The organism is Paraburkholderia xenovorans, from assembly GCF_046030735.1.
Taxonomy (GTDB): domain Bacteria; phylum Pseudomonadota; class Gammaproteobacteria; order Burkholderiales; family Burkholderiaceae; genus Paraburkholderia; species Paraburkholderia xenovorans_A.
The window spans coordinates 1-17,895 of the sequence record NZ_JAQQBV010000047.1 but is presented as its reverse complement, the minus strand read 5'-3'; the positions used below and the strand labels follow the sequence as shown (position 1 = coordinate 17,895).

Annotated in this window: 18 protein-coding genes; 11 read left to right on the top strand and 7 right to left on the bottom strand. The window is 64.0% G+C overall.

What is annotated here, in order from left to right; all coding sequences use genetic code 11:
* Position 1 precedes the first annotated feature (1 nt).
* From PQQ51_RS30760 to PQQ51_RS30735, 6 genes are all read left to right on the top strand, one after another.
* Positions 2–919, top strand: coding sequence for an ABC transporter permease subunit (locus PQQ51_RS30760; protein WP_408500969.1), 918 nt, complete (start codon positions 2–4; stop codon positions 917–919).
* On the top strand, positions 920–1,924 hold the full coding sequence (locus PQQ51_RS30755; RefSeq protein ID WP_408500968.1) for an ABC transporter ATP-binding protein: 1,005 nt from the start codon (positions 920–922) through the stop codon (positions 1,922–1,924).
* The gene (locus PQQ51_RS30750) at positions 1,921–2,940 is read left to right on the top strand and encodes a peptide ABC transporter ATP-binding protein (protein WP_408500967.1); all 1,020 of its coding nucleotides are present in this window, start codon (positions 1,921–1,923) and stop codon (positions 2,938–2,940) included. Before PQQ51_RS30755 ends, PQQ51_RS30750 begins: the two co-directional genes overlap by 4 nt.
* On the top strand, positions 2,933–4,084 hold the full coding sequence (locus tag PQQ51_RS30745) for a TraB/GumN family protein (protein WP_408500966.1): 1,152 nt from the start codon (positions 2,933–2,935) through the stop codon (positions 4,082–4,084). The genes PQQ51_RS30750 and PQQ51_RS30745 overlap by 8 nt, the downstream gene beginning before the upstream one ends.
* 203 nt (positions 4,085–4,287) lie before the next feature.
* Entirely contained in the window at positions 4,288–4,566 is a 279-nt protein-coding gene (locus tag PQQ51_RS30740) for a BrnT family toxin (RefSeq protein WP_408500965.1), read from the top strand.
* A 42-nt stretch (positions 4,567–4,608) separates the two neighbouring features.
* Entirely contained in the window at positions 4,609–4,863 is a 255-nt protein-coding gene (locus PQQ51_RS30735; protein ID WP_408500964.1) for a BrnA antitoxin family protein, read from the top strand.
* 128 nt (positions 4,864–4,991) lie between these two features.
* Here the strand turns inward: PQQ51_RS30735 and PQQ51_RS30730 are convergent, their stop codons facing one another.
* The 6 genes from PQQ51_RS30730 to pxpB form a co-directional block, all read right to left on the bottom strand.
* A complete protein-coding gene (locus tag PQQ51_RS30730) occupies positions 4,992–6,836 on the bottom strand; it encodes a tetratricopeptide repeat protein (RefSeq protein ID WP_408500963.1) in 1,845 nt (614 codons plus the stop codon).
* A 223-nt stretch (positions 6,837–7,059) separates the two neighbouring features.
* Positions 7,060–8,016, bottom strand: a complete 957-nt coding sequence (locus PQQ51_RS30725) for a DUF979 domain-containing protein (protein WP_408500962.1) — start codon at positions 8,014–8,016, stop codon at positions 7,060–7,062.
* Positions 8,013–8,759, bottom strand: a complete 747-nt coding sequence (locus tag PQQ51_RS30720; protein WP_408500961.1) for a DUF969 domain-containing protein — start codon at positions 8,757–8,759, stop codon at positions 8,013–8,015. Before PQQ51_RS30720 ends, PQQ51_RS30725 begins: the two co-directional genes overlap by 4 nt.
* 273 nt (positions 8,760–9,032) lie before the next feature.
* Complete coding sequence (gene pxpA, locus PQQ51_RS30715) at positions 9,033–9,785, bottom strand: 5-oxoprolinase subunit PxpA (protein ID WP_408500960.1); 753 nt, start codon at positions 9,783–9,785, stop codon at positions 9,033–9,035.
* A 17-nt stretch (positions 9,786–9,802) separates the two neighbouring features.
* On the bottom strand, positions 9,803–10,858 hold the full coding sequence (locus PQQ51_RS30710) for a 5-oxoprolinase subunit C family protein (protein WP_408500959.1): 1,056 nt from the start codon (positions 10,856–10,858) through the stop codon (positions 9,803–9,805).
* The gene (gene pxpB / locus PQQ51_RS30705) at positions 10,855–11,508 is read right to left on the bottom strand and encodes a 5-oxoprolinase subunit PxpB (RefSeq protein ID WP_408500958.1); all 654 of its coding nucleotides are present in this window, start codon (positions 11,506–11,508) and stop codon (positions 10,855–10,857) included. Before pxpB ends, PQQ51_RS30710 begins: the two co-directional genes overlap by 4 nt.
* A gap of 205 nt (positions 11,509–11,713) precedes the next feature.
* Between pxpB and PQQ51_RS30700 the strand changes: the two genes are divergently transcribed.
* Positions 11,714–12,226 carry a winged helix DNA-binding protein gene (locus PQQ51_RS30700; protein ID WP_408500957.1) on the top strand — a complete coding sequence of 171 codons (513 nt, stop codon included), beginning with the start codon at positions 11,714–11,716 and terminating at the stop codon, positions 12,224–12,226.
* Positions 12,227–12,283: 57 nt separating this feature from the next.
* Here the strand turns inward: PQQ51_RS30700 and PQQ51_RS30695 are convergent, their stop codons facing one another.
* On the bottom strand, positions 12,284–12,832 hold the full coding sequence (locus PQQ51_RS30695) for a 5-formyltetrahydrofolate cyclo-ligase (RefSeq protein WP_408500956.1): 549 nt from the start codon (positions 12,830–12,832) through the stop codon (positions 12,284–12,286).
* A gap of 77 nt (positions 12,833–12,909) precedes the next feature.
* On the opposite strand from PQQ51_RS30695, the gene PQQ51_RS30690 reads away from it, so the two are divergent.
* The 4 genes from PQQ51_RS30690 (at position 12,910) to PQQ51_RS30675 (ending at position 17,824) form a co-directional block, all read left to right on the top strand.
* Positions 12,910–14,877 (top strand): lytic transglycosylase domain-containing protein, encoded by a 1,968-nt coding sequence (locus PQQ51_RS30690; protein ID WP_408500955.1) that lies wholly within the window; start codon positions 12,910–12,912, stop codon positions 14,875–14,877.
* Positions 14,878–14,958: 81 nt separating this feature from the next.
* Positions 14,959–15,912, top strand: coding sequence for a complex I NDUFA9 subunit family protein (locus tag PQQ51_RS30685; protein ID WP_408500954.1), 954 nt, complete (start codon positions 14,959–14,961; stop codon positions 15,910–15,912).
* A 29-nt stretch (positions 15,913–15,941) separates the two neighbouring features.
* Complete coding sequence (locus PQQ51_RS30680; RefSeq protein ID WP_408500953.1) at positions 15,942–16,595, top strand: glutathione S-transferase family protein; 654 nt, start codon at positions 15,942–15,944, stop codon at positions 16,593–16,595.
* Complete coding sequence (locus tag PQQ51_RS30675) at positions 16,592–17,824, top strand: multifunctional CCA addition/repair protein (RefSeq protein ID WP_408500952.1); 1,233 nt, start codon at positions 16,592–16,594, stop codon at positions 17,822–17,824. Before PQQ51_RS30680 ends, PQQ51_RS30675 begins: the two co-directional genes overlap by 4 nt.
* The last annotated feature ends 71 nt before the right edge of the window (positions 17,825–17,895 follow it).

Genomic DNA, 17,895 nt, shown 5'->3' with positions numbered 1-17,895 from the left:
AATGGCAGACATACAAAACACAGTCCCCCAGGCCGTCACCCCGCCCAGCGGCCGCGCGATCGCCGCCCGTGAATTCTGGGCGAATTTCTCGCGTAATCGTGGCGCGGTCGGCGCCGGCGTCGTGGTGCTCGCGTTGATCTTCATTGCGATCTTCGCGCCGCTGATCTCGCCGCACAGCCCGATCGAGCAGTACCGCGACTTCGTGAAAATTCCGCCCGCATGGCTCGACGGCGGCAACTGGAAGTTCATTCTCGGCACCGACGAAGCCGGCCGCGACATCCTCTCGCGTCTGATGTACGGCGCGCGGCTGTCGTTCTGGATCGGCTTCGTGTCGGTCGTGCTCGCGCTGATTCCTGGCGTCGTGCTCGGTCTGATTGCGGCATTCTTCGAGAAGTGGGCCGATACGCCGATCATGCGCATCATGGACGTGCTGCTCGCGTTGCCTTCGCTGCTGCTGGCTGTGGCGGTGGTCGCGATCATCGGCCCGGGTCTCGTCAACACGATGCTGGCGATCGCGATCGTCGCGTTGCCCGGCTATGTACGCTTGACGCGTGCGTCGGCGCAAGGTGAATTGCAGAAGGAATATGTGACGGCCTCGCGTGTCGCAGGCGCCAGCACGATTCGCCTGATGTTCTCGCAAGTGTTGCCGAACTGCACCGCGCCGTTGATCGTGCAGGCTACGCTGGGTTTCTCGTCGGCGATTCTCGACGCCGCGGCGCTCGGTTTCCTCGGCCTCGGCGTGCAACCGCCGTCGGCGGAGTGGGGCGCGATGCTCGCGTCCGCACGCGACTACATCGACAGCGCCTGGTGGATCGTCACGATGCCGGGTCTTTCCATTCTGATCTCGGTGCTCGCGATCAATCTGCTCGGCGACGGGCTGCGCGACGCACTCGACCCCAAACTGAAACGGATGGCATGAATGACTAGCCTATTAACCATCCGCAACCTGGCGGTCAATTTCAACGGACTTCCCGCGGTCGACCGCATCAACCTCGATGTCGCGCCGGGTGAAGTGGTCGGCGTAGTCGGCGAATCGGGCTCGGGCAAGAGCGTGACGATGATGGCGCTGATGGGCCTGATCGACGCACCAGGCAAAGTCACCGCCGACGAAGTCACCTTCAACGGCCAGAATCTGCTGAAGGCGAGTGCGAAGGAACGCCGCAAGATCATCGGCAAAGATATCGCGATGGTGTTTCAGGACGCGCTCACCAGCCTGAATCCGAGCTACACCGTCGGCTATCAGATCAAGGAAGTGCTGAAGCTGCACGAAGGCCTGCGCGGCAGCGCGTTGGACAGGCGCGCGCTGGAACTGCTCGATCAGGTCGGCATTCCGGACGCGAAGAACCGCATCGGCTCGTTTCCGCATCAGATGTCGGGCGGGATGAACCAGCGCGTGATGATCGCGATGGCGATCGCCTGCAATCCGAAGCTGCTGATCGCCGACGAACCGACCACCGCGCTCGACGTCACGATCCAGGCGCAGATCATGGAACTGCTGATCAAGCTACAGAAGGAGCGCGGCATGGCGCTCGTGCTGATCTCGCACGATCTGGCGGTGGTGTCGGAAGTCGCACAGCGCGTCGCGGTCATGTACGCTGGCGAAGTGATCGAAACGAACCGCGTGCCGGATATCTTCGCCGCGCCCCATCATCCGTACACGGAGGCGTTGCTCGCGGCGATTCCCGAGCACAATGTCGGCGCGGTGCGGCTTGCTGCGTTGCCGGGCATGGTGCCGGGCCGCGACGACCGTCCGAAAGGCTGTCTGTTCGCGCCGCGCTGCAAGTACGTGGTCGACGATTGCATGAAAGCACGCCCGGCGCTCGCGCCGATGCAGGGCCACGCGGAAGTCGCCCGCGTGCGCTGTATCAAACCTCTGAACCTGAGCGGCGACGCCAACGTTCACACTCATGGAGGCGCACGATGAACGCAGTACTCGAAACGCGGCGCCAGTCGGACCATGCGGGCGATCACGTGCTGGTCGCCGAACACCTGGCGCGCTACTACACCGTCAAACGCGGCATGTTCACGTCCGGCACGGTGAAGGCGCTGAACGGCGTGTCGTTCGCGCTCGAACGTGGCAAGACGCTGGCGGTGGTCGGCGAATCCGGCTGCGGCAAATCGACGCTCGCGCGTCAATTGACGATGATCGAGGCGCCCAGCGCGGGCCGCCTGCTGATCGACGGCGAAGACGTGGCCGGCGCCGATCACGCGAAGATCGCAGCATTGCGGCGGCGCGTGCAGATGGTGTTCCAGAATCCGTTCGCGTCGCTCAATCCGCGCAAGACCGTCGAGCAGACGCTGGGTGAACCGCTCGCGATCAACACGCAGTTGACCACCGGCGAGCGCGCCGAGCGGATCGCGCAGATGATGCGCACCGTCGGCTTGCGGCCGGAACATGCGAAGCGCTATCCGCATATGTTCTCGGGCGGCCAGCGGCAACGCGTGGCGATTGCGCGCGCGATGATTCTCGATCCGCAGATCGTGGTGGCCGATGAACCGGTGTCCGCGCTCGACGTGTCGATTCAGGCGCAGATTCTCAATCTGTTCATGGATCTGCAGCAGCAGTTCAAGACCAGCTACGTGTTCATCTCGCACAATCTGTCGGTGGTGGAGCATATCGCCGACGACGTGATGGTGATGTACTTCGGCGGCGTGGCAGAACTCGGCGACAAGAAGCGGATTTTCTCGAATCCGCGCCATCCGTATACGCGTGCGTTGATGTCGGCCACGCCGTCTATCTTCGAAGCGGATCGCACGATCAAGATCAAGCTGCAAGGCGAAATGCCGTCGCCGCTGAATCCGCCGTCGGGTTGCACGTTTCATCAGCGCTGCCCGTACGTGATCGACCGCTGCCGCAGCGAGGAACCGAAGCTGCGTGAAGTGGATGGCCGCCAGGTGTCGTGTCACCGCGCCGAGGAGGTGGGGGACGTGGATGCCTGATGGCCTGGCGGCGCGTCGTCCTACGCGCCGCTTGCGTGATGGCGGCCGCAGCGCTGCTTTCGCGCGGCGCTGGAGCGTGCGTGCACTGACCGGTGCCGCGCTCTTCGGCGCGTGTTCAGTGTTTGATCCGGGCACGGCGCCGGTCGGCCTCGCGCATGCGGCCGGCGCGGCTGCCAATGCGCCTTCCCAGGCTGGCCGACCGGCGCTGCCGGTGCCCAATATGCCGGCGCAGCCGCGCGCCACACTGCCGGGCTTCAATCCGCCGCCTGCCTCGCCGGGCACCACCGCAAGCGGACCGGTGCGCACGCAACCTGCGCGCATGCCGTTCTATGTCGCAACACGCGGCACCACCACCATTTACGTGCTCGGCACCCTGCATGTCGGCGATCCCGCCGACTATCCGGCGGCGCAGCCGTTCCGGCCACCGATTCTCGGCGCGCTGGCCGCTTCGCCGACGCTCGCGCTCGAACTCTCCCCCGACGAACTGCTCGTGTCGCAAGACGACGTGTCGAAGTACGGCGTGTGCCGCAGCGACTGTCTGCCGGGCCTGCTGCCGGATCCGTTGTGGCGCAAGCTCGCGTTCCGCTTGCGCGGCAACCCCGCCGCGCTCGACGCGATCAAGAAGATGCGGCCGTGGCTCGCGTCGCTGCTGGTCGAAACCTACGCGTCGCTGAGCGCCGGATTGCAGACCGAATACGGCACCGAAGCGCAACTGCAGAATGTCTATATCCGCACGCGCGGCAAGATCGTCGGACTCGAAACTTTGTCGCAACAGATGCGCGCGTTCACGGGGCTGACGCTCGCGCAGCAGCGCGAAATGCTCGCGCAGGACCTCGTGCAGACACCCGAAGAAAACGTCGAGGACGTGCGCACGCTGCACCGCTTATGGCGATTGGGCGACGCCGATGCGATCGCCGCATGGCAGGCGGCGAAGTCGGAAAAACTCGCGCGCGACCAGCGCGTCTCCAATCAGATCGACAACAAGATCGTGTACGAGCGCAACCGCCGCTTCGTCTCGCGGATGCTGCTGATCGCCGGGCCGAACAAGCCGGTGTTCGTGGCGATCGGCGCGTTGCATCTGGGCGGGCGCAAGGGCGTGCTGCAGTTGTTGCGGCAGCATGGGTTCGTGGTGGATGCGTTTTGAGTTTTCCCCCTGCTTTTCACGAGTCGCGCGCAGCAGCTTGTCGTCCCTTTCCTTAAGCCGGGTAGGCCGTTCGGCCAACTTTGGAACCGCAATTTCGAACCGTTAGTCCGATGCTGACGTGCGCCGCACACTGCTCGCGGCCCGTATGGCCATAGTGCGTCTACGTGCTATGATGTATGTACAAACGTCAATACAGGTGTTCAGTGCGTTTTGAATGGGACGAACTCAAGAATCAGATCAACATTCGCAAGCACGGCATCGATTTCGTCGATGCGATCGACGTGTTCAATCATCCCGTGCTGACTGCGTTGGACCAGCGCGAAGACTACGGTGAGGAACGCTGGATCGCGCTGGGCTGGATGGCGGCAATCGTCGGTGTGGTGGTGTATGTCGAACGCGATGCGGACGTGATCCGGATCATTTCGGCCCGCAAGGCTACGAAACACGAAGTCGCGCGCTACAAGTACAGAGCCTGGAATTGACGTGCGGATGAGCGACAAACCGGAAACGAGCAGAGGTGAATCATGGGTAAAACATCGGGAACAGACTGGAAGCGGCTTGCAAAGGCAGGCGACGAACAGATCGACACAAGCGATTTGCCCGAATTGGGCGCTGACTTTTTCGACAATGCCGAACTGCATGTGCCGCCGAAGCAGGCGGTGACAATGCGTCTGGATGCAGACGTACTGAACTGGTTCAAGGAGCAGGGCGCCGGCTACCAGACGCGCATCAACAAGCTGTTGCGCGCGTACATGCTCGCGCAGCAGCGCAAGCGCTAAAGGGCACGCCCGTTTGCGCACGCCTCAATGGATTTCAGACGAACGCTGAGTCTGCTGAGTCCGTTGTGCCCCTTGTGCCCGTTGTGCCCCTTGTGCCGATAGGTAGCGAATCGGCACAGCCGCGGTTTTCAAAGACCGTTGCTGCGGAGTTCGCCGGCCACGCGCTGCACCACCGACGCCCACTCGCCCAACATCGCTTGCCGGAACAGTTTGATCGACGGATACCATGGCGAGTCGCTGCGGTTTTCAAGCCAGCGCCAATCCGAGTTCGCCGGCAGCAGCACCCACACCCGTTTGCCGAGCGCAGCGGCCAGATGCGCGACGCCGGTGTCCACCGCGATCACCAGATCGAGGTTCATGATGAGCGCGGCGGTGTCGTCGAAGGTCTGGAGGTCGGCGGTGAAATCGTTAGCGCGGAAGACTTGCGGCGCATCGGCCAGTTGGTCGTAGGCCGCCCCTTTCTGCAGCGCGTACCACGCGATGTCGTCCCACGCTGCGAGCGTATTCAGCTCGGTCAACGCGATCGACCGGTAGCGATCGTTGCCGAATGTCGGACTGCCGGCCCACACCAGGCCCACTTTGCGTGCTGTCTTGCGACTTCCCGCATTCACTCGCTTGCGCCACGCGCCGATCTTCGCGGGGTCGGCGAACAGATAGGGCAGGTCGGCGGGAATGGTCGATAGGTCTGTGCCGACGCACGCCGGCACACTCATCATCGGCACCCAGAAGTCGTAGTCGTGCTGCGGCTCGCCACTGAATGCGCGGTGCACGCCCGCCATGCGCTCGACCAGCGGCAACAGCGGTTCGCGCACACGAACGTCGACGGTCGCACCGAGTTGTTCGAGCACGCGCACGTAGCGCAGAAACTGGAAGTGGTCGCCGAATCCCTGTTCGCCGACCAGCAGCAGACGGCGTCCGCCAAGCGGCTCGCCGTGCCATTCGGCGACACCCGGAACGGCAATCGCTTCGTAGTCGCGCTTGCGCCAGCGTTTCGCGAACTCCCCCCAGCCTTGCGCGTAATCGCCCCGCTTGAGCAACGACCACGCGAGATTCTGATGCGCATCCGCATAGCTCGGGTCGAGCGCCAATGCGCGGCGATAGTAGCCTTCCTCTTCGTCGAGACGGCCTTGCGCGCCGAGCGACCCGCCGAGGCAAACGAGATTCGTCGGGTTCGGTTGGAGCGCGACCGCGCGCCGATAATTCGCCTCGGCGCCGGCATAGTCGCCGAGCTTGCCGATCAGACTGCCGAGGTTGATATGCGCTTGCGCGTACTGAGGGCGCAGCGCCAGCGCCTGTTCGAAGCTCGCAATCGCTTCGGCATGCTCGCCTCGCGCGGTGTACGCGTTGCCCGCGTTGAAGTGCGCTTCCGCCGAGCGCGGATCGAGCGACAACGCAATCCGATAGCAGGTCAGCGCTTCGTCGTGGCGGCCCAGTCGGGCGAGCGCGCTACCCAGGTTCAACTGCGCGTCGCCGAAAGCGGGATTCGCCGACAACGCCAGCCGATACTGTTCGATCGCCGCGTCGAACGCGCCTTGCGCTTGCAGCGCGACGCCGAGGTTGTTGCGCGCGTCGGCGAAGTCCGGCTGCAACTGCAGCGCCTGGTGATAGCAGATCAGCGCCTCGTCGTGATGACCGAGCGCGGCGGCCACGAGGCCGCAGTTGCTCCAGCACGCAGCGTCGGTGCGGTCGAGTTCGAGCGCTTCGCTCATCCATTGCGCGGCGGCGGAATGATTGCCGCGCTGGTGGTGCAGCACGCCGTAGTAGTGCAGCGCGCCGACGTGTCTGGGGTCGAGCGCAAGCGCTTCGCGGTAGAGCGGCTCGGCGTCGTCCAGCCGGCCAGCCTGATGGGCGTCGAGCGCGGCCTCGAATACCGAGACCAGATAGGTGAACTGCGAGGTGAACTGCGAGGAGGACGGCGAGGAAGAAGGCGGCGCGGCGACACGCGCGTCATCGGAGCGGGACTGCTGTTCCATGTGGACCTGTGGGAGATGAGGAATGGCGGCGGCGCGTTTCGTACGCGCTACGGCAAGGAGCCGAAAAATCATCCGCCAGCTTATGGCTCACCTCACGTCCGGGAGGTCGGACGCGTCCTAATTCGATTGCGGTATTTCGTCGAAGCCGGGGTGACCTGGCCGAAGCGGCGCCGGATCGCTCCGACACCGCTTCGGCATCGACTTGAGGTCGACTGCCCGCGTCCTACAGGAACATCAGGAAATTCAGCAGGAAGATGTTCACGACCAGCAACGTCAGCGCGGTCGGCACCTGCACCTTGATCACCGCGTTCTTATCCGGCAATTCCAGCAATGCCACCGGCACCATGTTGAAGTTCGCGGCCATCGGCGTCATCAGCGTGCCGCAGTAGCCCGAGAACATACCGATCGCGACCATCACCGCCGGGTTGCCGTGAAACACGCCGACCAGAATCGGCACGCCGACGCCGCCCGTCATTACCGGAAACGCGGCGAAGCCGTTGCCCATCACCATCGTGAAGAGCGCCATGCCGATGCAGTACACGGCCACCGCGACGAAGCGGTAGTCGAGGCTGATGTACGCGGTCGTCACGTGAGCGACGGCCTTGCCGACGCCGGCGTCGGAGAACACGAGCCCCAGCATCCCGAGCATCTGCGGCAACACCGCGGCCCACGACAACGCGTCCACGAGGCGCCGGGCTTCCTTCATCGACTGGCCGACGGTGTCGCGCGTCATCACGCAGGCCACCGCCAGCGCGATCACACAGCCGATGCCGAAACCGATCAGCGTCACGTTCGCTTTCTCGAACAGCGGCATGCCGCCGAACACGAGATGACTGGCCGCCAGCGTGATGATCACGGTGATCACCGGAATCGTCAGCGCGGGCACGAACAGCTTGTTGCCGAGTCGCGCGGCGCTCGCCTTGCGTGCTTCGAGCGACAACACTTTCGGCTTTGCCGCGGTGACGCCGCCGAAACCGGCGATCAGCGCCATCACGATGACGACCACGCCGACCACGGCGGGCGGCAGCTTGTCGCCGATCAGGAAGATCAGCGCGTACAGAAGCCAGAAGCCACCCGCGGTGAAGCGGCGCGGATGCTCGCGGTCGGTGACGATCATGCCGCCGATGATCAGCAGCACCACGCCCAGCAGCCAGAACAGATAGGTAATCGTGAGCGTCATGCTTTGTCTCCTGCGGATTGCTTCGGTGCAACGGCGGCGCCGTTCGCGGCGGCCTGGCCGCCCAGTTCGCGTTCGAGTTTGCGGTCGAGCAGATACAGGCGGAAGCCGTGCACGAGGAACGCGCAGATCGCGGTCGGAATACCCCACACCGCCACATGAATCGGTTCGACGACGATGCCCGCTTCTTTCAGGAAGGTCGTCATCAACACGATCGCGCCGAACGCGACGAAGATGTCCTCGCCGAAGAACAGGCCGACGTTGTCGGTTGCCGCGGCGAACGCGCGCAGCTTGAAGCGCACCGCGTCGCTGATCTTGCCGTAGCGGGTTTCGGTCGCGCCTTCGGCCATCGGGGCGATCAACGGACGCACCATCTGCGGCTGGCCGCCGAGGCCGGTCAGGCCGACCGCGGCGGTCAATTCGCGCACCAGCAGGTAGACGATCAACAGACGCCCGGCGGTCGCCGCCTTGATGCCGCCGATCCACGCCTGCGCGCGCTCGCGCAGACCATGCCGTTCGAGCAGACCGATTACGGCGAGCGGCAGCAGGATGATCAGCGGGATGTTGCGCGTCTTGATGAAGCCGGTGCCGATTTCGGCGAGAACCTTTTCAGGCGGAAAGTGCGCGGCGAGGCCCGTGACGATCGCCGCGACCGCGACGATCAGCATCGGATTGAACCGCAATAAAAAGCCGACGATGATCACGGCCACTCCAATCAGCGGCCATAGACTGACAGTTGCTTGCATCTGGATCTCCAAACAGGTTTTTTTCAACCATGCCGCTTATTGCGGCCGACGTGGGCCGGCGCCTGGTTGAGCCACGCGCCGTTTAACTGCTGCGGCTCTTGCTGGCCGCCTTGCTTCGACTTCACCTGCACCTGCAACTTCACGTGCACACCCACCTGGCAGACGCCCCGCGTGGAGCGGGGCGTTCAGGGTTCTGCAATTCGATTCGATTCAACTCGCGATGTCGGCGGCGGCGTCGGCTTTGGCGTCGGCTTCGTGCCGATCGCGAGCCGGTTAGACGCTTGCCGCGCCGGCAGCGTGAACTTCGATACCGGCCTCCTGCAGCGCGTTGCGGATACGCCGCGCGAAGGCCAGCGCGTGCGGACCGTCGCCGTGCAGACAGATGGTTTGCGCGTGCAGCGGCACCCATTGGCCGTCCACCGACTGCACGCGTTGCTCGCGCACCATCGCGAGCGTGCGTTCGAGCACCCGCTCTTCGTCGTCGAGCAACGCGCCCGGCTCCTTGCGCGGCACCAGCGAGCCGTCGGCGCGATAGCCGCGATCGGCGAACACTTCTTCGACGGCGGTCAAGCCCGCGTTGCGTGCGGCCGTCACGAGCCCGCTGTTGGCAAGCGCGAACACCGCCATCGACGGGTCGAAATCGTGCACCGCCGAGACGATTGCGTCGGCGATCTTCGCGTCGCGCGCGGCCTGGTTGTACAGCGCGCCATGCGGTTTGACGTGTGCGATGCGGCCGCCCTCGGCCTGCGCGATCGCCGACAGCGCGCCGAGTTGATACAGCACGCCCGCGTAGATGTCGTTGGCCGGCAGATCCATTTCCTTGCGGCCGAAATTCTCGGGATCGTTGAAGCTCGGATGCGCGCCGATCGACACGCCTTTCTGCACAGCCCAGCGCACGCAGTCGCGCATTGCGTTGGCGCCGCCCGCATGCCAGCCGCACGCGATATTCGCCGAGCTGACGAGTTCGAGCAGCGCCTCGTCGGAGCCGCAGCCTTCGCCGAGGTCGGCGTTCAGATCGATTTCCATGGTGTTTCTCCTGCTCGCTATGACAGCGCCGCGACGGCTTGCTGCCGCGCGCAACGTTCTTCGTGCATCGCGATCGCGGCGTCGATCTGCCGCAAATACGTGCGTTCTTCCAGCAAAGCCTGACGCGCCTCATAAGGCGTGGTCGGGATGAAGCGGATGGCCGCGTTCAGCCGGACCTGCGCGAGCTTCCACATATCCGCCTGGATCACCGCGCCGATCTTCGGATAGCCGCCGGTGGTCTGCGCGTCGCCCATCAGCACGATCGGCTGACCGTTCGGCGGCACCTGGATCGTGCCGGGCAACACCGCGTGCGACAGCAGATCGGTCTTGTGCGTGCGCTTCAGCTCCGTGCCGGCGAGCCGATAGCCCATGCGGTTGCTGTTCGGCGTGACGAGCCACTCGTCGGCCCAGAAGGTTTCCTGCGCGTCGGCGGTGAAGCTGTCGTATTCGGGACCGCGCAGCACGCGGATCGGCACCGCCCACGGCACCCCCGACGGATGGCGGCCGCGTCGCAGCGGTTCGTGGACCAGCACGAACTTGCACCAGGCCGGCGCCTTCACGCCGAACTCCGGCGCGTCGGGACTGAAGCCGACGTGGCCGCGCTGCGGCGGCGCGCCGACCGGCAGCCGGTCGCCGTCGCGCAACGGACGGCCGCCGAGTCCGCCGAAGTGGCCCGCCAGATCCGTGCTGCGCGAGCCGAGCATCGGCAGCACGTCGACGCCGCCCGCGATGCACACATAGCCGCGCATCCCGCGTTTGGCCGCGTTGAGCACCAGTTCCTGGCCTGCTTGCACCGGCAGGCTCCACCACGAGTAGACGGGTTTGCCGTCGAGCGTCGCGCCGAATTCGGTACCGGTGATAGCCACCCGCGTGGCGCGCAAAAAGCGCAGCACGGTGGGGCCGAACGTTATTTCCAGACCGGCCGCGTCGGGCCGGTTGCCGACCAGCCGGTTGCCGACTTCGAGCGACAGACGGTCGAGCGCGCCACCCATCGCGACACCGAGATGCCGGTAGCCATGACGGCCGAGATCCTGAATCGTGGTCAGCAGACCTGCGCGAATCACATCGATCATGCGTGGATCCCCGCGACGGTGAAGCGCACCCGGTCGCCCGGTTGCAACAGCGTGGGCGGGCGGCGCGACGGGTCGAACAACGGCGTTTCGGTGCGGCCGATCACCTGCCAGCCACCGGGCGACGTAGCCGGATAGATGCCGGTCTGCTCACCGCCGATGCCGACCGACCCGGCCGGCACTTCGAGCCGCGGCGACGCGCGGCGCGGTGTGTGCAACGCGGTCTCGAGTCCGCCCATGTACGCGAAGCCGGGCTGAAAGCCGAGGAAGAACACCACGTACTCGCCATCCGCGTGACGCTGCACGACCTCGCGCACGGTGAAGCCGGTGTGATCGGCCACCACCTTCAGATCGGGGCCGAACTCGCCGCCGTACTGCACGGGGATTTCCACTTCGCGGCCGGGCGCGGGCGTGTCGCCGGCGGCGTTCCATGCGTCCTGCAAACGGCTCGTGAGCGCGTCACAGTCGGTTTCGAGCGGATCGAACACGAGCGTCAGATTGTTCATGCCCGGCACGACTTCGAGTACATGCGGCCAGTCGCGCGCGGCATCGGCGGCGGCCCACACGCGCCGCTGGCAGTCCAGCGTGGCAGGCGGCGGCGCTTCGCAGACTAGCGCGGCATCGCCGAGCGGGAAGATTCTTGGTTGGCTCATTGCTTGATAGCTCAGGTCGAGTCGAGGAATTCGTTGCGGCGCACCTCATCATCTGGATAACGGCATCCGATGCGCGACGATTGAAGCGTACATTATCAATAAAATATCAACAAATTATCAATAAGAGTTTTTGCCAGGCTCCCGGTTTGGAAGCGCTCGTCGTACACTCCCGACACCTTTCATCCTGTTGCCGAGAATCGCCATCATGTCGCGCCATCCCACCAAGATCGTCTCGTCGGAACATCTCGTGTCCGAGACCAGCGCGGAATTGTCCGAACTGGAGTACGCGCTCATCATGGCCGGCAATGCATTCAACCGATGGATGGTGCGCTGCATGTCGGCGGCCGGCGAAAAGGACATGACCGCCATCGAAGTCTCGCTGCTGCATCACGTGAGCCATCGCGAGCGGCGCAAGAAGCTCGCGGATATCTGCTTCGTGCTGAACATCGAGGACACGCACGTCGCGACCTACGCGTTGAAGAAGCTCGTAGCTAGAGGGTATGTAAACAGCGAAAAGACCGGCAAGGAAGTGTTCTTTTCCGCTACCGACAAAGGGCGCGAGCTCTGTCTGAAGTATCGCGAGGTGCGCGAGAGCTGCCTGATTTCGACGCTGAAGGAAAGCGGCCTGACCAATGAGCAGATCGGCGAGGCCGCGCAGTTGATGCGCAACGCGTCCGGCTTGTACGACACGGCGGCGCGGGCCGCGGCGTCTTTATAACGGCGCTGACGAGCGCGATGGCTGCGGGACGTGCGGCGCGCCGCGCTCCTCGAACGCTTAATTCGCGCGATCGGGCTGCGGATAAAGAGCGGCTTCGGTCACGATGAGATCGAGCGGGATGTCGTGAGCTTCGCGTTGCAGCGCTTCGGTGCGGCAGGCTTCATACGCGATGCCGACCGTGACCGGTTTTTTCGCCGCGGGCCATGCGGCTAGCGTGCGGTCGTAGTAGCCGCCGCCGTAGCCGAGCCGGTAACCGTGCGCATCGAAGCCGACGCACGGCACGAACAGCAGTTCAGGCGTCACCACCTGTTCCGAGGTGGGTTCGGCGATCTTGTGATGGCCGATTTTCATCGGCATGTCGGGTGTCCACGCGTGGAACTCGAGCGGCTCACCGCGCCCTTTGACGATTGGCAAACTCGCTTCGCGAGGCGCGCCGGCCGCGAGCCAGATGGCGATCGCGCCGCGCGCGTCGAACTCGCCCGCGAGCGGCCAGTAAAACCCCACGCTGCGCACGCCATAGTGCTTCAACGCGTCGAGCAGACGACGCCCGAGCGCGGCGTTGTGCGCGGGCTCGGAAGCCGCTTGTAGCCTTGCTTCCAATAGCATTCGACGCAGCGCCTTTTTCGATTCCGCGGCGGGGTTGCGTGCTATGCTTGGGTCCAATTCGCGCTCCAGAAACAACGATGTCAAAACGACTCTATCGAGTATATCGCGCAGCCGGTCTGGCGCTGGCCGCCGGTGCGCTCGTCGCCTGCAGTACGGCCTCCGCCGTCAAGCCTCTTCCTCTCTCGCAACTCACGAACGACGACCAGATTTTCGTCCAGCTTCGCGAAGCCGCGCGCAGTAACGACGCAGCGCGCGCAGCGCAACTGGCGAGCATGATCCCGAGCTATCCGGCGCCGTCGTATCTGGAGTACTTCCAGATCAAGCCGCAGTTGTTCGATTCCAGCGGTCATGCGCGCATCGACGCGCCGGACGCACCGGTGCTCGCGTTCCTGCAGAAGTACGACGGCCAGGCGATCGCCGACCGCTTGCGCAACGACTACCTCACGGTGCTCGGCGCGCGTCACGACTGGCGCAACTTCGACCAGCAATACGCGCGCTTCGTATTGAACGACGACACCCAGGTGAAGTGCTACGCGCTCGAATCGCGCGCCGCGCGCGGCGAAAACGTGGCGGACGCAGCGCGTGCGCTACTGGTCGATCCGAAGTGGTACGGCGACGGCTGCGTCGATCTGATCACGTCGCTGGCGGTCAACCAGCAATTCAGTTCGAACGACGTGTGGCAGCAGATCCGTCTCGCGTACGAACAGAACTACACGAACACCGGCAGCAAACTGGTCGACGCGCTCAGCAATCAGCCTCCTGATCCGGTGCTGTTCAATCAGGCAACGAGTACGCCGCCGTTGCTGCTCGCGCGCGGCGTCGGCCCGGACACGCAGTCGCACCAGCTTGCGTTGCTCGCGATCACGCGGATGGCGCGCAACGATCCGGCCATGGCCGCGGCTACGTTCGCTTCGGTGGCGCCGTCGCTGAGTTCGCCGGAACGCGCGATCGGCTGGGGCACGATTGCCTATCAGGCGGCCGCCAAACAGATGCCGGGCGCGGTCGACTGGTACCGGCTCTCGGTGAATGCGCCGCTGTCGAACCCCGCTTATGAATGGCGCACCCGCACTGCGCTGCTCGCCGGCGACTGGACGATGGTGCGCTGGTCGATCGAACAGATGCCGGCGGCGTTGCGCAACCAGCCTTCGTGGATTTACTGGCATGCGCGTGCATTGAAGCAGGCCGGCGATACGGCCACGGCCAACCAGGAATTCGAATCGATCTCGCAGGGCTTCAACTTCTACGGCCAACTGGCCGCGGAAGAACTTGGCCGCAAGATAACGGTGCCGCCGAAAACCACTGTCAGCGATGCTGAGGTGCAGCAGGCCGGCAATACGCCGGGTTTCGATCTGGCGCAGCGTTTCTATGCGCTGAATTTGCGGCTCGAAGGCAATCGCGAATGGAACTGGCCGCTGCGCACCATGACCGACCGCCAGTTGCTCGCCACCGCGGAATACGCGCGCCGTATCCAGTTGTACGACCGCACCGTCAACACCGCGGATCGCACGGTGAGCGAACACGATTTCTCGCTGCGTTATCTGTCGCCGTTCAAGGATATCGTCGAGCGCGACGCGCAATCGAACGGGCTCGATGTGGAATGGGCGTACGGGCTGATTCGTCAGGAGTCGCGCTTCATCATGAACGCGCGCTCGGAAGTCGGCGCGAGCGGTCTGATGCAGTTGATGCCGGGTACCGCGCAACTGGTCGCGAAAAAGATCGGCCTCGGCCCGATCTCGCGCGAGCAGATGAACGACATCAACACCAATATCCTGCTCGGCACGAACTATCTGTCGATGATCTACAATCAGTTCGACGGTTCCGCCGTGTTGGCCACCGCGGGTTACAACGCTGGGCCGGGCCGTCCGCGCAACTGGCGTCAGCAGTTGCAGCGTCCGGTTGAAGGCGCGATCTTCGCTGAAGCCATTCCGTTCCAGGAAACGCGCGACTACGTGAAAAACGTGTTGTCGAACACGGTCTACTACGCGGCATTGTTCGAAGGCCGTCCGCAATCGCTGAAGGCGCGTCTGGGTTACATCGCACCGTAAGCGCCGTGCCGCCGCCGCGTCCCTTCGACTCGGCGGCGCGCCACGCCAGCCGTTGCCGCGGCTTCCACCAGGGAGTCGAAAATGCGACATCAAGCCATAGCGGTCATCGGTGGTTCCGGTTTTATCGGCAGCCATCTCGTCAATGCGCTCGTCGAAATGGGCAAAGACGTACGCATCGCCACCCGGCGCCGCTATAACGCGCGCCATCTCACCTTGCTTCCCATCGATGTGATCGAAGCCGACGTGTTCGATCCGGTGCAACTCGCGCGTTTTGTCGAGAACGCGGATTGTGTGATCAATCTCGTGGCCACGCTGCAAGGCAAACGCGGCAAACCATACGGGCCGGAGTTCGCGAGAATGCACGTCGAACTGCCGACGAAAATCGTTGCCGCTTGCGAGGGGAAGGGTGTGCATCGGCTGATTCATATCAGCTCGCTCGGCGCCGACCCTAACGGCCCAAGCATGTACTCGCGCTCGAAGGGCGATGGCGAAAAGGCCGTGCATGCGGCGAATCTCGCGTGGACGATTTTCCGGCCTTCTGTCGTGTTCGGTCCGGAAGATCAGTTCCTCAACAAGTTCGCGTTCCTGCAACGGGTCTTTCCGATGATTCCGCTGGCAATGCCCGACGCGAAATTCCAGCCCGTGTACGTTGCCGATGTCGCTCGCGCGATCTGCAACGTGCTCGATCTCGACGCCGCCAGCGGCCACACGTACGAGCTCGGCGGACCGACCGTCTATACGCTCGAAGATCTGGTGAAGTATTGCGGCGACGCGATCGGCAAGCATGCGCGAATCATTCGTCTGCCGGAAGCGCTCGCGCGGCTGCAGGCGTTCTCATTCGAAATGGCGCCTGGCGAACCGGTGATCTCGCGCGACAATCTCGATTCGATGAAAGTCGACAACGTGTTGAGCGGACCGCTTGCGCCCGAACTCGGCATCGAGCCGGCCAGCATCGAAACGATCGCGCCGGTGTACCTGACCGGCGCGTCGATGCGTTCGCGCTTCAATACCTTCCGCGCCAGCGCGGGTCGCTGAGTTTTTTATCTTTCTCGCTTATACGAAGCATGAAACTGCTAATCGGTGACAAGAACTATTCGTCATGGTCGATGCGTCCGTGGCTGATCCTCACGCATTTCGGCATTCCGTTCGACGAGGTGCTGATTCATCTGAACGACCCCGGCACGAAGTCCGCGATCCTCGCTCACGCGCCGACGAGCCCGGGCAAGCTGCCGTGTCTCGTTGAAGACGACGGCTCGGCCACCTGGGATTCGCTCGCGATCGCCGAGACGCTGGCCGAGCGTTATCCGCAGCATGCGCTGTGGCCGCGCGATCCGGCGGCGCGGCGCCGCGCGCGCTGCGTGAGCGCCGAGATGCATTCGGGCTTCGGCGAATTGCGCTCGAACATGTGGATGAACATACGCGCGTCGTTTGCCGGCAAGAACGCGACGCCGGGTGCCATGGCCGATATCGCGCGGATCGAGGCGATCTGGCGCGATTGTCTCGACACCTATGGCGGTCCGTTCCTGTTCGGCGATTTCGGCATTGCCGACGCGATGTACGCGCCCGTCGTGATGCGCTTCAACACGTGGCGGCCGGCGTTGTCGGAAGTCTCCACGGCTTATGTGGAGCGTATGAAGACGCAACCGGCGGTGGAGGCGTGGATCGACGCGGCGCTTCGGGAAACGCACAGGATTGCCTATCAAGACGTATGCCCATGAATATCTATGCAGTAGGCGGAGCGATCCGCGACGAGTTGCTGGGCGTGCCGGTGCAGGACCGGGACTACGTGGTGGTCGGTGCAACGCCCGAGCAGATGGTGGCGCAGGGTTACCGTCCGGTGGGCAAGGATTTTCCGGTGTTTCTGCATCCGCAGACGCAGGATGAGTACGCGCTGGCGCGCACCGAGCGCAAGACGGCGGCGGGTTATCACGGCTTCCAGTTTTTCTACGCACCGGACGTCACGCTTGAAGAAGACCTTGCGCGCCGGGATCTGACGGTCAACGCGATGGCGCGCGAAGTGCGCCCGGACGGCGAATTGACGGGACCGGTGATCGACCCGTTCGATGGACGGCGCGATTTGCAGGCGCGGGTGTTTCGTCACGTGAGCGATGCGTTTCTGGAAGACCCTGTGCGGATTTTGCGGATTGCGCGATTTGCCGCGCGTTTCGTCGACTTCACCGTGGCGCCGGAGACGATGTCGCTGATGCGCAAGATGGTCGCTGATGGCGAGGTGGATGCGCTGGTGGCCGAACGTGTGTGGCAGGAAGTATCACGCGGTTTGATGGAGAAGAAGCCGTCGCGGATGTTCGAGGTGTTGCGGGAGTGCGGTGCGTTGGTGCGGATTCTGCCGGAGATCGACGCGTTGTTCGGTGTGCCGCAGCGGGCTGACTATCACCCGGAAGTCGACACGGGGGTGCATGTGATGATGGTGGTCGATCATGCGGCTGCGCAGGGTTATGCGTTGGCGGTGAGGTTTGCTGCGTTGACGCACGATCTCGGCAAGGCGACGACACCGGAGGATGTATTGCCGCGGCATATCGGGCATGAATCGCGTAGCGTGGATTTGTTGAAGCCGTTGTGTGAGCGCTTGCGGGTGCCGAATGAGTGTCGCGATCTGGCGGTGCTGGTTGCGCGGGAGCATGGGAATATCCATCGCGTGATGGAGATGGGCGCTGCCGCGTTGGTGAGGTTGCTTGAGCGGTGTGATGCGATTCGGAAACCTGCGCGGTTTGCTGAAGCGTTGCAGGCTTGCGAGGCGGATGCGCGGGGGCGGTTGGGGTTTGAGATGCGGGAGTATCCGCAGGCGGAGCGGCTGCGGGTTGCGCTTGTTGCTGCGCGGGGGGTGGATGCTGGGGCCGTGGCTAAATTGCTCGTGGACTCGCCTGGTGGGATTAAGGATGCTGTGCATCGGGAGCGCGTTCGCGCTGTTGAGGTTGTGGTTCGGTGATTTTTTTGTTTTGCCTGCGGGTGGCTGGGGTTTTTTGGTTTACCTGCGGTGGCCGGCTTTCTTTTCTTTTC